General features: G+C 41.5%; 13 protein-coding genes. 6 read left to right on the plus strand and 7 right to left on the minus strand.

Annotated features, from left to right (window positions below; genetic code table 11):
- The first annotated feature begins 242 nt into the window (after positions 1–242).
- The 4 genes from ruvB to OCK74_RS17960 all read left to right on the plus strand — a co-directional run bounded on the left by ruvB (position 243) and on the right by OCK74_RS17960 (position 5033).
- Positions 243–1280, plus strand: a complete 1038-nt coding sequence (gene ruvB, locus OCK74_RS17945; RefSeq protein WP_279298448.1) for a Holliday junction branch migration DNA helicase RuvB — start codon at positions 243–245, stop codon at positions 1278–1280.
- A 407-nt stretch (positions 1281–1687) separates the two neighbouring features.
- Complete coding sequence (locus OCK74_RS17950) at positions 1688–2707, plus strand: glycosyltransferase family 9 protein (RefSeq protein ID WP_279298449.1); 1020 nt, start codon at positions 1688–1690, stop codon at positions 2705–2707.
- Positions 2708–3010: 303 nt separating this feature from the next.
- Entirely contained in the window at positions 3011–4066 is a 1056-nt protein-coding gene (locus OCK74_RS17955) for a glycosyltransferase family 4 protein (RefSeq protein ID WP_279298450.1), read from the plus strand.
- Positions 4067–4091: 25 nt separating this feature from the next.
- Positions 4092–5033: a glycosyltransferase family 2 protein gene (locus tag OCK74_RS17960; RefSeq protein ID WP_279298451.1), complete on the plus strand. Its 942-nt coding sequence runs from the start codon at positions 4092–4094 to the stop codon at positions 5031–5033.
- A 159-nt stretch (positions 5034–5192) separates the two neighbouring features.
- On the opposite strand, the gene OCK74_RS17965 is transcribed toward OCK74_RS17960, so the two are convergent.
- From OCK74_RS17965 to OCK74_RS17975, 3 genes are all read right to left on the minus strand, one after another.
- A complete protein-coding gene (locus OCK74_RS17965) occupies positions 5193–5423 on the minus strand; it encodes a hypothetical protein (RefSeq protein ID WP_279298452.1) in 231 nt (76 codons plus the stop codon).
- Between the two features lie 198 nt (positions 5424–5621).
- Complete coding sequence (gene typA, locus OCK74_RS17970) at positions 5622–7430, minus strand: translational GTPase TypA (protein ID WP_279298453.1); 1809 nt, start codon at positions 7428–7430, stop codon at positions 5622–5624.
- Positions 7431–7575: 145 nt separating this feature from the next.
- Positions 7576–7800, minus strand: coding sequence for a DUF2905 domain-containing protein (locus OCK74_RS17975; protein WP_341483205.1), 225 nt, complete (start codon positions 7798–7800; stop codon positions 7576–7578).
- A 126-nt stretch (positions 7801–7926) separates the two neighbouring features.
- On the opposite strand from OCK74_RS17975, the gene OCK74_RS17980 reads away from it, so the two are divergent.
- On the plus strand, positions 7927–8826 hold the full coding sequence (locus OCK74_RS17980; protein ID WP_279298455.1) for a diacylglycerol/lipid kinase family protein: 900 nt from the start codon (positions 7927–7929) through the stop codon (positions 8824–8826).
- A 56-nt stretch (positions 8827–8882) separates the two neighbouring features.
- Here OCK74_RS17980 and OCK74_RS17985 read toward each other — a convergent pair whose 3' ends face one another.
- From OCK74_RS17985 to OCK74_RS17995, 3 genes are all read right to left on the minus strand, one after another.
- Entirely contained in the window at positions 8883–11027 is a 2145-nt protein-coding gene (locus tag OCK74_RS17985; RefSeq protein ID WP_279298456.1) for a patatin-like phospholipase family protein, read from the minus strand.
- A 177-nt stretch (positions 11028–11204) separates the two neighbouring features.
- Positions 11205–12263, minus strand: coding sequence for a COX15/CtaA family protein (locus OCK74_RS17990; RefSeq protein WP_279298457.1), 1059 nt, complete (start codon positions 12261–12263; stop codon positions 11205–11207).
- Between the two features lie 66 nt (positions 12264–12329).
- The gene (locus OCK74_RS17995; protein WP_279298458.1) at positions 12330–12743 is read right to left on the minus strand and encodes a DsrE family protein; all 414 of its coding nucleotides are present in this window, start codon (positions 12741–12743) and stop codon (positions 12330–12332) included.
- A gap of 150 nt (positions 12744–12893) precedes the next feature.
- On the opposite strand from OCK74_RS17995, the gene OCK74_RS18000 reads away from it, so the two are divergent.
- Positions 12894–13586 carry a hypothetical protein gene (locus tag OCK74_RS18000; RefSeq protein ID WP_279298459.1) on the plus strand — a complete coding sequence of 231 codons (693 nt, stop codon included), beginning with the start codon at positions 12894–12896 and terminating at the stop codon, positions 13584–13586.
- A gap of 248 nt (positions 13587–13834) precedes the next feature.
- Here OCK74_RS18000 and OCK74_RS18005 read toward each other — a convergent pair whose 3' ends face one another.
- Entirely contained in the window at positions 13835–14812 is a 978-nt protein-coding gene (locus tag OCK74_RS18005) for a c-type cytochrome (protein WP_279298460.1), read from the minus strand.
- Positions 14813–14817 lie beyond the last annotated feature (5 nt).

Consider the following 14817-nt stretch of genomic DNA (forward strand, 5'->3'; position numbering starts at 1 on the left):
CCTAAACAGGCTGGCATACAGCCGCCTAAAACACAAAATTAAAGTAAAAATCTCTTGACTTTTAACACAGAATCTCTATAATGTCTCTATAATGTCTCTATAAAGTCTCTGTAAGGTGGGGTGGGAAATGTAAAATGTAGCATAGAAAAATTCAATGGTTCCTTTCAAAGATTTCACATTTTTCATCGCTAAGATATGCTAAAAATTTTGGTAAAAAACGTAGCTTTACGCACTTATAAATTATGGCGAATCCAAATTTAAATAATCAAACAGAAGGACTTACTTCGGCTGACAAGGAGTTTGAGAACAATATCCGGCCTAAGGAGATAAATGAGTTCTCGGGTCAGCAGCAGATCATCGATAACCTGATCATTTTCATCAGGGCAGCGAAGCTGCGTGGTGAAGCTCTGGATCACGTTCTGTTCCATGGCCCTCCTGGTTTGGGAAAGACAACCCTTTCCAGGATTGTAGCGAACGAGTTGGGTGTGAATATTAAAGAAACATCCGGTCCTGTAATTGAAAAGCCCGGCGATCTTGCTGGGTTGTTAACCAGTTTAGGTCCCAAGGACGTACTTTTTATTGATGAGATACATCGGTTGAGCACAGTTGTAGAAGAGTATCTGTATTCGGCCATGGAAGATTACCGCATTGATATTATGATTGACAGCGGTCCCAGCGCCCGAAGTATCCAGATCAATCTGAGCCCTTTTACGCTTATTGGCGCAACAACCCGAAGTGGTTTGCTTACAGCGCCCCTGCTTTCTCGTTTCGCGATCAAATCGAGGCTGGAATACTATGATGCCCAAACTCTTCAGAAGATCATTTTGCGGTCAGCTGATATTCTGAAAGCCAGTATTTCTTCTGAAGCTGCAGGTGAAATTGCACGCCGCAGCCGGGGCACCCCACGTATTGCTAATGGTCTGCTGCGCCGTGTACGTGACTTTGCACAGGTGCTGAATGACAACCAAATTGACCTGGGTATCACACAACATTCACTGAAAGCTCTGAATGTGGACTCCCATGGTTTGGATGAGATGGACAACAGGATTCTTTCAGCAATTATTGAAAAGTTCAAAGGTGGCCCAGTAGGGATTACCACTATTGCGACAGCTGTCAGTGAAGAGCCTGGAACGCTGGAGGAAGTTTACGAGCCTTTCCTGATCCAGGAGGGCTTTATCAAACGTACACCCAGAGGACGGGAAGTTACTGATAAAGCATATCAGCATTTGGGCAAAACGCCACCAACATTAGGGGCAACTGGGACTTTATTTAGTATGTGATAAAAATACCTTTAGAATGAAGGGGCTGTCTCACAAGTCTGAGCAAGCCCCCTTTTTATTCGGGTAGGTTGATGGAATCAATTTTCATTTATGCGATGCCTAGTGCCTTCATTTTGTTTTTGAGACACCCCCTTCATTTTTTATATAATTGGGAAGGCCTAAAGAATTCAGAAAATTGGGTTCCTGATATATTTTTATAGGCTCCTAGTATATTTTTGGGCCATTGCAAATTGGAATGAGTGGAAAAGGATTTTAATATCAATAAGTTTGCGCACATTTTAAGCTGACTAGAGCCGTTTAGCAATATTTCTATAAATAATTGATCTGTTGCTACCGTTTTGTCTTCAAATTCAATCTGATTAGTAGGTTGTTCATTTAGTTTTATAATATTTTTTAAAAAGGAATCTTTGAAAAAAAGCCCAAGAAATATCCTGATCAGCCGTACAGACAGTATTGGTGATGTTGTTTTAACGCTTCCGGTTGCTGCTGTTTTAAAGGAACATTTTCCGGATATGACAATAGGCTTTATGGGCAAGAGCTACACTCGACCTGTGATTGAAGCCTGCCGTTTCGTAGACGAATATGTCGATGTGGATGATTTTATGAACAGGGAAGTTTTGCTTGGGGGACAACCTATTGAAGCAATTATCCATGTATTTCCTGTTTCTGAGATTTCTTTTCGGGCAAGAAGTTTGGGCATACCCAATCGTATTGGAACAACAAACCGCCTCTATCATCTTCCTACCTGCAATAAGCTTGTGAAGCTTAGCCGTAAAAATTCAAATCTGCACGAGGCCCAATTAAATATTGCTTTATTAAAGCCATTGGGTATTCAGAATGATTACTCCCTGGAGCAAATTGAATCCATGTTTGGCTTGGATCGGCTGGAGCTCCTGAGACCAGAATTTAAATCCTTAATTGATACAAACTCGTATAACCTGATTCTTCATCCTAAATCACAGGGCAGTGGGCGGGAATGGCCTTTGCAGAACTATATCAAACTCATTCAATCTTTAGATCAGGATCGCTTTAAAATTTTTGTTTCCGGAACACCGAAAGAACAGAAAGCTTTGCAGCCTTTATTTGAAGAAGCAGGAGATCGGGTAACCAATATCACTGGAAAAATGGACCTGAGCCAGTTCCTTTCCTTCATTCAGCATTGCGACGGACTGGTTGCCAGTGGAACAGGACCTGTGCATCTTGCTGCTGTCCTTGGTAAAGATGCGTTAGGCATGTATCCACCTATTCGCCCAGTTCATCCTGGCAGGTGGCAGCCAATTGGGCCCAAGGCAAAGGTGTTTGCTCTGAATAAAGATTGCAACGACTGCAAGAAAAGCCCCAAAGCCTGTCATTGTATAGAAGAACTCGAGCCTTTATGGGTGAAATGCTATCTGGAAGAAATTGCAAATATGAAAGTAAGTTGCTAGTTAAATCCTCGTTAACCAGAGCTTTTCAAGAATTATTTTACGATGGCAAACTTATCATCATGTTGCCGGTAATATACCAAGGCCAAGGCTTCAGAAGGCTCTGATTTCACTCCATATAATGTTTTTAAAGCAGCCTGTACACCTTGCCGGAAGGTATGGTGGATATTATTTTTCAGAAATACTGCAAAAAGTGAAAATACTTTAGAGTCCTTTTTTTACGGAAATAAATTTTAATCTTTGACATATTAATCACATCAAAATACGGGAATTAATCGTTTTAGGGCAAGCAAAACGATAATTTTTATGCAACAACCTCTCATCATAATGGATTGTGAACGAATGAGATACCCGAATACGGGTCTGTACCATTTTTGTTTACACCTGTCAAAAGCAATGCTTCAGCAGCCGTCAAACTACAGGATGGGGCTTTACCTTCCCGAATGTGCCAAAGAACATTTTCATGCCACTACTCCAACGCTGAAGCATCAGTCCTGGCATAAATTCTACATGCCTTTTATTAACGATTTTGATATATGGCATACCACTTATCAAAGCACTAATTATTTTCCAGCCACATCAAAAGCTAAAATTGTTTTAACAGTTCATGATCTTAATGTTTTGCACGAACAGAAACCAGCAGCTAAAAAAAAGAGGTTCCTGCGTTCGCTTCAGCGTAAATTAGAAAGAGCTGACGCCATTACGGTAATTTCCGAATATGTAAAGCAGGATCTTTTAAAACATACTCACATCAGTAGAAAAAAAATTCATGTTATTCACAACGGCTGTACCATCGATGCTACATTACAACTATCATTGCCTCCACTTCTGCCTACTGCTCCTTTCTTCTTTACAATTGGCACCATCATAGATAAAAAGAACTTTCATGTACTTCCTGGCTTATTGGTTAATAACGACTACCAGCTTGTGATTGCCGGTATCGTGCAAAGTGAAAACTATAAAGAAAAAATTCTGCAGGAAGCAAAACGTTTAGGTGTTGAGGATAGATTGATATTTACTGGAGGCATTCAGGAAAGCGAAAAATACTGGTATATGCAGAACTGTGCTGCCTTCGCCTTTCCTTCGCTATCGGAAGGATTTGGTTTGCCCGTAATTGAAGCAATGTATTTTGGGAAAACGGTTCTACTTTCCCGGGCTACATGCTTGCCCGAAATTGGTGGGCCTCATGCATATTATTTTGATAATTTCGAACCGGCACACATGACACAACTTGCGTTTGGTTCTATGAACGATGTGCAGGTGAATAATAAATCGAAAGTCATCAGCCAATGGGCGAAGCGATTTAGCTGGTATGAAGCAGCTAAAGCCTACAGTAAAATTTACGAAGATCTATTGAAGTAATTATTACCAAGTTTTTAAGGCTCTCATGAGGGAAAGCAAATCAGACTTACCGCTAATTTCAGTAGTACTCTGTACTTATAATGGTGAACGTTTTCTGCTAGAACAGCTGCGATCCATTGAAGAACAAACCTATCCTATCCTGGAAATAATCATTTCTGATGATGCCTCTACAGATGGCACAAAAGAAATTCTAAGCAAATATGAAAAATGCGCTGGATTTAAAGTCTTTTATCAGGCTGAGAATTTAGGGTACATTAAAAACTTTGAATTTGCTTTAAACAAGGCAAATGGAGCCTTCATTGCCTTATGTGACCAAGATGATGTATGGCTGCCGCATAAAATAGAAACATTATTTAAATGTTTCGAAAACGAATGGCTGGTTTATAGTGATAGCCTGCTGGTAAATGAATATGGAGAATCCTTAGGCAAAAAATTATCCAGCATTCGTAACATGTATAGCGGCAGAGAAACGAAGAGTTTCTTTTTATTCAATGTTGTTTGGGGGCATGCTTTAATGATACGTAGAGAAATATTATCAACAGCATTGCCCATACCAGAAGGTATTCCACATGACATTTGGCTGGCTTACAAAGCAGCAACAATTACTGGTATCAAATACTGCGATCAAGTATTAACTCATTATCGCCAGCACCAAAATACATATACACAAACACTATTGCCAAAGAATTTACAGACCCGTACATTATCAAAGCGGTTTCAGTATTATTTAAAACAGCTTTATTGGATCGAAGTGCTGAAAAAAAATGCGCAATCAGCAGAGCAGCAGTTTTATGATTCCTTACACCGGCTTTTCCTGCAAAAGGAAAAAGGCTCATTCAGCTACCCTTTGTTTTTTTTCCTGTTAAAATACCAGTTATCACTTTTTCGCTTTTCAAAGAAAAATTTCATCAGCCGCCTGATATATATTCGCAAGCTGGCACGTGGAGAAAGACAGCAGATCAGTTAAATAATTTGTTATTTTTTGAATGCTTGTATCAATTGTGGTGCCAGTCAATTCACGGAAAAGACAATTGGAAGCTTTCCTTATTTATGATTAAAAGTCGAAGAGTTGTTTTCAATTATAAAAACAGGCCGTTGTCATCCTTTTCTCACTTCAAGCACAGTTTTAATACTCCTTTCGGGCATCTTGCTCACTCTTCCACCACCTGTAACCAATATAACCAAGCAAGGCCAAAGGTGTGAAAGCGAGGTAAATGATGCCTGCATTCAAGCCTCTGGCTGGTTCCTCACCCAATTGTTCAGCCGTCCGGGTGCAAACAGAGCATTGGGCTTTTGCTGAGGAATGCAGGATACTAAAGCTTATAAATAGTATTAATGTGATGAAAAGTTTCTTCATAAAAGGTGACCGCAAAATTAAGAAACAATTGGGTCAATACTGGTAAAAGGGATTTGTAAGTCGTTAAAGAAATCTAAAGTTGCCTAGGGCTTTTACTAGCCAAACCAGCTGGATGTTTCCATTAAAATTGATCAACGTATAAAAAATAAAAAAGCCGCCGGATTTCCGGCGGCTGTATTTTGTTAGGACATTAACTTATCAAACAGCTTCTGCGCTCATTCTCTTTTGTTGTCTCTTTCTTTCTTCTTCGTCAAGAATTACCTTACGCATACGAATGTAGTTTGGTGTTACCTCGATACATTCATCTTGCTGGATATATTCCATACATTCTTCTAAGGTCATCAGGCGCTTAGGAGGAAGGCTCACGGTACCATCGCTACCAGAAGCACGCATGTTGGTCAGTTTCTTTCCTTCATTAGGATTCACCACCAGGTCACCTGGTTTGTTGTTTTCCCCGATAATCATACCCCTATAAACTTCCTCACCTGGGTCAACAAAGAAGAAGCCTCTGTCTTGTAATTTATCAATAGAGTAAGCAGTAGTACTACCGGCTTCTTTAGCGATCAATACACCATTGTTGCGGCCTGGGATAGGTCCTTTCCACGGTTTGTACTCGCTAAAGCGGTGGTTCATCACGGCCTCACCAGCAGTGTTGGTCAACATACTTGTACGAAGACCTAATAAACCGCGGGATGGGATATCGAACTCCAGGTGTTGCATTTCACCTTTGGTTTCCATCACCAGCATTTCTCCTTTACGACGGGTAACGAGGTCAATTACTTTAGAGGCATATTCCTGCGGCACATCTACCACCAGAGTTTCGTAAGGCTCGCATTTCTTGCCATCAATTTCTTTGGTGATTACCTGAGGCTGTCCGATGGTCAGCTCATGACCCTCACGGCGCATGGTTTCAATTAAGATGCCTAAGTGCAGAATGCCACGGCCATACACCATAAAGCTATCAGCGCTGTCTGTATCTACAACTTTCAGGGCCAGATTTTTTTCTGTTTCCTTGATCAGGCGGTCGCGTAAGTGGCGGGAAGTAACGAATTTACCGTCCTTACCAAAGAAAGGCGAGTTGTTGATGGAGAACTGCATGTTCATCGTTGGCTCGTCAACGCTGATTACAGGCAGAGCCTCAGGATTTTCAAAATCGGCAATGGTATCGCCAATGTTGAAGTCTTCCAAACCTACAACTGCGCATAGGTCCCCGGCTACAACTTCCTGAACTTTCTTTTTGCCCATTCCTTCAAACACGTACAATTCCCTTACTCTTGACTTTTTAACACCATCAGTCTGCATCAGAGAAATAGGCTGGCCTTCTTTGATCGTTCCGCGGCTCACCTTGCCAATGGCAATACGCCCAAGGAAAGAAGAATAATCCAATGAAGTGATCTGCAATTGCAGGCTACCTTCGGATACGACTGGTGGCGGCACATGCTTTAAAATGCCATCCATGAGTGGCATAATATCTTCGCTTTGTGTCAGACTGTCATTGAACCAACCATTCTTACCGGAGCCATAATAAGTTGGGAAATCCAACTGTTCTTCGGTTGCATCCAGGTTGAAGAAAAGCTCAAATACAGCGTCATGTACTTCATCAGGACGGCAGTTTGGCTTATCTACTTTATTGATTACTACAATGGGTTTCAGATTCAGTTGTAATGCTTTTTGCAGTACGAAACGGGTTTGCGGCATAGGGCCCTCGAAGGCATCCACCAGCAGAATCACACCGTCAGCCATTTTCAGTACCCGCTCAACCTCACCGCCAAAGTCGGCGTGGCCTGGAGTATCAATAACATTGATCTTAACACCCTTGTATTCCACTGCGGCGTTTTTACTGAAAATGGTGATACCTCGTTCACGCTCAAGGTCATTACTGTCCATGATCAACTCTCCCGTATCCTGGTTTTCACGGAAAACCTTTGTGGTATGTAAGATTCTGTCTACCAGGGTTGTCTTACCGTGGTCAACGTGGGCAATAATTGCTATATTTCTGATGTCCATAAGTCTATTTGTTTGTTGGCTTCCTGTTATTTATGTTTACTGGTAGTTATATTCAGCTGAAAACCAATAAATATTTTCACTAATAAGCCAAAAGAGGCGCAAAGGTACGCCAATTAAGTGGGGTGGAGAGGAACGGAGGAAGGTTTTACAAAAACTTTTTGATCAGGTTTATGATTACAGTCAGCAGCAGGCTGAATAAAATCATTGTAGTAATCGGGACGTAGAATCGAAAATTATCCCGTTCTACGCGGATATCACCTGGTAGGTGACCAATCCAACGCAACTTATCGTGGAAAAAGTAGAAAATGATTCCTACTGCAAACAATATGATTCCGCCTATAATTAAAAACTTTCCTGTAGCCATAAACATTTTCTAATTCTTAGGTTCGTTCTTCAAATTTACAAAAGATGGATTCAGAGAGGGTAATCCTGGTGAGATATGGACCAATTCTTTTCAATTGCCTCTTTTTTCAAACATTCAGACTTATTTTGTCCTATGCAACGCCGCATCCTTTATATTGTCAATCCTATTTCTGGTACTAAGGACAAACAACCTTTAGTAGATCTTATACAGACAAAATCAGCAACTGTGGGTATTCCTTACTCTATTTATCCTTCAGTTGAAGATGGTGATTACTCCTACCTGGATGAAATCATACCCGAGCAGGGATTTACCGATATAGTTATAGCAGGAGGGGATGGGACTGTAAATGGTGCGATTGCCGGATTAAAAAAGCACAGTCTTCCCTTTGGGATAATTCCAAGCGGTTCCGGAAACGGACTCGCCTTTGGAGCCGGAATTTCAAAGGATCCTGCAAAAGCCCTGGGCGTTATTTTTAAGGGGAAAAGTGCCTGGACTGACGCTTTTCTCGTAAATGGGCAATTTGCCTGCCTGCTTTGTGGTTTGGGCTTTGATGCCCAGGTGGCTCATAATTTTGCCCTGGACAAGGGGCGGGGACTGTATACCTATATCAAAAAAATATTTCAAGGTTTATTTGAAGCCAAAAGCTATCCTTTTGTTCTGAAATTAAAGGATGGTACTATAAAGATCGATGCCTATTTTATTTCAGTAGCCAATAGTAATCAATTCGGAAACCATTTTACCATAGCACCCAAAGCCAGCCTGACCGATGGCATGCTCGATGTGGTAGTTATGGCATGTCAAAGCCGGTGGAATATACTGCTGCAAACGATACTACAGGTTTCTGGTTATTACCAGTTGCAGCAGGTAGAAAGGCTGAATGATCAGACCAGCGTTGTTTATTTTCAGACCAGTGAGCTGGCAATTCTAAATAAAGGCGGCGCACCAATGCACCTGGATGGTGAGCCTATTGAAAGTGCTGGCAAAGTTGATATCAGGATTTTGCCTAAATGCTTTCAATTGATTTATCCGTAGCCTGAAATAGTTTGAGGTTTTGTTTTGCGTTGTCCATATAATTGCGAGACACCTTTTCATTTCATTAGTCCCTGTACCTTTTTCATTCCTGAACTGTTGATTTTAGAAGTAAGTGCTGCCTTGATATCTCTTTTTTCCTGTTCCGTCAGGTGAAAGCTTAATGCGGCCTGGTTGTTTTTATTTGCTGATGTATATTGAAATACTACCTTATAAACGGGAAAGCTGGTATTGCTGGCGAAATAGGTGTACATGTCGTTCTGAAAATACTCCATCATTTTGCTCCAGCTGTGTTGGAGCAATAAAACAGGTTTGACCGTATGATCGCCAAAGCCTTTGATTTCGTACGGCATTTCCCAACCACCTGCCTGCCTGTCGCGTATCTGTAAAATCAGTACGCCGCGGGTGTTTTGTTTGATCCATTCTTTCATTGACGATATAAAGCGAAGGCAATTTTCCATGCCGAAGTTGTCGCGCAGACCTCCGTCCATTACATCTACTACGGGTTTTGAGGGCAGCCAAACGGAAGGCATTACTATCGGAAATGTTGCATTGGTGCGTAAGATCGTGAGCATGCGGAGGTTGTAAGGATTTTGCCTGGAGAAAAAAGAGACAAAATCAACTGCATCCGGCGAAATAGAAGATGTTACACTGCTGTCAACAGGTGGTGACATCATAAAACGTACTGGTTGAGTGCTGATAATCAATTTTTTGGCATCACGGCTAATAACAGAATGGAAAAACATCAAAGGAATTACTGCATTGCTTTCATCTTCGATGTAATCTTTAAGCCGATGATTTAATATCTTATTTGTATTACTATTTAATTTCAGTTCAAATGAATACCCCCTGTCTTTAATATACCGGTAGGGTCCTACATGGAAATATTGAGCCGGGGAAAATATATCGCGGGCTACAAATGACGAAAAGGTAGGGTTCAGCAAGTCTTCTGAAATGGCGTCAACATAGCGATCGTCCTGTAGGTTGATGGGTTGGCCGAGCAGTTTTTGGCGGTAAAGCTCCCGGAAATAGGCTGCGCCGATCATTCCGCCTGATGCTCCGGTAATCAGGAAAGTTTTGCAGAATAATTCACCATTGGAAATGCTATCCAGTCCTTGCAGCATGTTCATCGTAAATGTTGCGCTTCTGTTGCCTCCTCCACTTGTTGCGATCAAGATCATCAAAGGCTTTGCTGTATCATTTTGCTTTGCCTTCCACTTGTTTAAAATTTTGATCATGTTTTGCTTGTCTTTTTCCACATTTTCCGGGCTGCTCATTGCATTCAGGCAGTGCTCTCCATATTCTGGCCAATTGTGTTCGTTATTGTAGTCGAGCCCGTAAGCCTTATTACGGGGGTCTATCCAGCCGATTTGGTACATATAATTAAGCGCTACAAAAAACACAACCAGGAAAGGCATGCTCCAACTTTGGAAGAAATAAGCAATGGCGCCTGAAATACCAATCATGATTCCAAAAAGTAAGGTAATGCTAGCGCCGGCAGGTATTTGAAATGCTTTATGGTCGATGAAAAATCCGATCAGGATCAGGAACATCATGGCAAACAAGATCGATACCACTGCTGCAAAATGGTGGCGCTTAAAAATAGCATCCATTATTTTATGAGAATAATGCGATACATCCCGACAGCGTCGTATTGAGTAGAAGGAAGTTAAAAACCATTCTGCATGGATCAACGTCCGTGTGTTCGTATTAGTTTCCGGCTGCAATTGGAGAATATAATCTTTGGCATTATTAAACAAAGGCTGCAGTTTCCGAAGGATCGTCTTATCGGCACTAAAAAAATAAAGAAATGAAATGACCAGAATAAACCCCAGTCCTGCAATGAAGCCTCCAATCAAAAAGATGATCTCCACATTTGGGATCAGTTCTTTGAAATGCAGAAACTGGTAAGCCTTTACGAGGTAAAATATCAAAAATGTAATGGGAATAATGCTGTTGTTAATGCAGTATTTTACAAAGGGATATTGTGTAGCCGCCAGGAAATTCACATGCCGGCTGAAAAGGATAAATGTTGTAATGTTCCAGCACATGATGAAGATGCCTACTGCTATACCCATTATCGCAGCACTTAGCGGGTTTACATTGCCCAGGTACTCCGGAGCAAGGTAAAGTGCATCAGCACCAAAATCATCCATAAAAGAGCTGTTGACTACGCTAAACATGATCACCCAAAAAAGTAGCAATACCTGGTATTTTCTGAAGTGTAAAAAAACCAGTTGAACGGGTAGCGAATAAAATATTCCTCGTAGGTACATCATGTTAAGGGCAACGGGGTGAACCGTGTAGTAATTTACAAAAAAACCATGCGAATGACGAATTTTTCAAATAACTAATTACGAATTAGTTAAATCATTCCTCACTCAAATTGTTTTCTTTTTCAACAGGTATAAGCTAAGGACGAGGGAAAGCAGTAAAAAGATGGCAACAATTTGATGGAGTTGTGCCATCCATTCAAAAATATTCCATTTGCCAGCTCTGATTTTAATACTGGTGAGCACTGTGAGTATTCCCAGCGTTGTTTGTAACAAAGCAAACGTTATAGGAAGCAGGCGTGTAGATGAAAATAATACTGACCTGCGTATTTTAAAAGCTCTGATGGTCCACATCAGGATGAGTAACAGGATCAGGTATGCCAGCATACGGTGAATAAAGTGAATGACTACAGGGTTTTCAATAATGCTGATCCATCCTTCGGGGCGATTAAATATATAGTGCGGGATAAAACTTCCGTTTATATCCGGCCAGGTAGGTGCTGCAGGTGCGGCTTTGTGGCCGGCCATCAAAGCACCATATACTAATTGGATAAAAAGTAGTACAATAATCACCCATGTCGAACTTCTCAAGCGTGGTGCAACCACCCGCGACCTGTCCTTTACCAGTAGTTTCAGTGCAAACCAGAAAGTGTAGAACAACAACGCCATTGCAAAGACAAAATGAAGTGCCAGTCGGGTGGGCTTCACATAGATAGCGTCGCCAACGAGTCCGCTGGCAACCATAATCCAGCCTACTGCTCCCTGCAATGCGCCTAACAAGAACAGAATTATTAACGGCTGCACCATATCGGCCCGGAAGCGGCGCTGGAACAAAAAGACAAGGAAGGGAATGAAAAAGACAATACCGATCAAACGGCCCCATAAACGATGAAACCACTCCCAGAAAAAGATAAACTTAAAATCACTGAGTGTAAAGTCAAAATTGAGCAGCCTATATTGTGGTGTTTGCTGGTATTTATGAAATTCTTCAATCCATTTAGTTTCATTGAGAGGAGGTAGGGCGCCGGTAATGACATCCCATTCTGTAATAGAGAGGCCCGAGCCTGTCAGGCGTGTAATTCCTCCTAAAACAATTTGAACAATGATCATGAAAACACCTATGAGCAACCAGATGGCCACTGGCCTGGAAGAACGTTCTTTTTGCATGACCGCAAATGTAAGTACGAAGTTAGAAATACGATGTGATCTAACTTCGTACTTTGTGTACGGTAGTTATTGTGCTGCTTTAATATATCCCCAACCTTCTTTTTGTTTGGATATAATTTCATAAATACCATCGGGCACGGTTTGTACGCCGGGCAGCAACTGACTCTTGTCTAGCTGATGCCGTTTCATGGCTATTTCACATACTTTAAAGGAGATGTTTTTATTTTGCAATACATCTTGCAAGGGTTTTTCAACTGAGGATTTGTTCTTTGTAACCATTGGGAGCGAAGCTCCATATAAAACAACTTCCAGCTTCGCTGTAGGATGAGAACTGTTAATCCCGTTTAACCAGCGGATCACAGAACTCTGGACCGCCGTATCGCTGCTAGTGAGGTCGAAGACAACATTGTAAGGTGTTTGTGAAAAAGATATATGGGAGAGCAATGTTAAAACACCTGTAATCAGAAGAGATTTTTTCATGGCTGGTGCTTTTATGTTCTTAAAAGTTACGATTATTTTAAACGCTCTGTTAAGGTATTCTCTTTTGCATAAAAGATGATATGGTCTATTTTTCGTATCTTACTAGTAAGTTCTTTCATTGTATTTACTACCTCATCTAAACACTTAGCCATGGAACAAAAACAACCTACTCGCCGACATTTTATCGGTGCTCTTGCTGCAAGTGCAGCAACCATCGGCATGACCACCATTGCCACGCCTGTTACTGCTCATGCCAAGGCTATATCCAACAGTTTTACCGACCCTAATGATCCGGACGAATGGTTCAAAAAGATAAAAGGAAAACACAGAGTAGTTTTTGATGTTACTGAGCCGAATGATGTTTTTCCATTTGCATGGCCCCGGATTTTTTTGGTTACAAATGAAAAAACAGGTACACCTGCAAAAGACAACAGTGTTGTTGTAGTTCTTCGCCATTCTGCGATTGGCTATGCCATGGATGACAGTATGTGGGAAAAGTACAAATTTGGTGAGTTTTTTAAAGCAGAAGACCCTGCAACCAAGGCTCCTGCTACCCGCAATCCTTTCTGGAAACCAAAACCTGGAGATTTCAAAGTGCCGGGTATTGGTAACGTAGCTATAGGTATCAATGAATTACAAGAAAGCGGCGTCATGTTTTGTGCCTGCGATATGGCCTTAACTGTATATAGTGCAATTGCTGCACAAGGCATGCAGAAGGATCCTGCCGAAGTAAAGAAAGAATGGGTGGCAGCTTTACTGCCAGGTATTCAAGTTGTTCCATCAGGTGTCTGGGCCTTAGGCCGTGCGCAAGAGCATGGATGCGGTTACGTATTTGCTGGGTAAAAGCAATTTAGATTTGAAATTTGGGTCCGCCCTATTGTGGGGTTCTATATTTTAAGTTTTTCCAAACATAGAAAGAGCTCTCATAATGAGATGCCAGGCTCAAATTTCAAATCTTAGCCTGTGTTTTTGTGATTTTAATAAACAAAAGCCATCATCTTCCGAGCCTCAAGAATATATTTATGGAATGATTGAGTGGCTAAATGACAAGGTCAAATGAATTGATGAATAGTAAAGCTGCGAGGTGGTTACTACTTGCTTTTTTTTATAGGACCGAACGGTCCAAACTTGTGTTGTTGTTCTGAAAAGGAATCTGCATAGGGGCCAAAAGGGTGGTCTACGGGCTTTTTAGCAATATTGGGCCAGTCGTATGGGAAAAATTTTAGGGGCCTTGGCTGTGAATTGATAAAAGCCGCCAGATCCCAAGCTTCTTCATTGGTTAATTGTGGTTCTTTCCATGTTGCTCCCAAAGGCATGCTGTTTTTTATAAACCCTGCCAGGCGGCTCAACCGGTACATACCCGCACTAACGTTATAGCTTTTTGGGCCCCATAAAGGGGGGTAAACATAAAAGGAAGAATCCCCGGAAATAACACCATCACCATTTGCGCCATGACAACGTTGACATTTCATGGCGAATATTGTTTGCCCCTTTTGAGGGTCAGCAGCTCTGTCCAGGTAAGGTAATTCCTCTGTTGCGGCACCTTGGGGTTTGATGTCTTTAGGGACACCTTGTCCTATCCATTTCACATAAGCCACCATTGCCCGCATTTCCTTACTCAGGCTGTCTAATGCTTTCCCATTCAGGCTCCGTTCCATGCATTCATTGATCCTGAACTCAATAGATTCCAATCTGCCACTGCGATCACGGTATTTAGGATACGTAGAGGCTACAGCTGCAAAGCTGTTTGAATACAGACGAGTGCCGGCATCCAAATGACAATTCTGGCAATTCATGCCATTCGATTTGCGGGCTATAATGCCTTGTGGACCGAGGTATTGAGCAGTATTTGCTATGAGTTCCTGGCCATAATGAATTAAATAGCCTTCATCAGTAAATGGAATTTCAGATGTATCCGGGGCTTGCCATTCCTCAGTTTCAGAATAAACGTTCGCGGATGAAATGGTAATCGGTGCTGTTTTAGAACAGGTAAATGTTTGGTTTAGGATAACTATAAAAATAATTAAACCGAGGAGAATTGGAAACCAGGATGTGCGGATAAGATTCATTACAC

It is taken from the genome of Paraflavisolibacter caeni, from assembly GCF_025628885.1.
GTDB lineage: Bacteria > Bacteroidota > Bacteroidia > Chitinophagales > Chitinophagaceae > Flavisolibacter > Flavisolibacter caeni.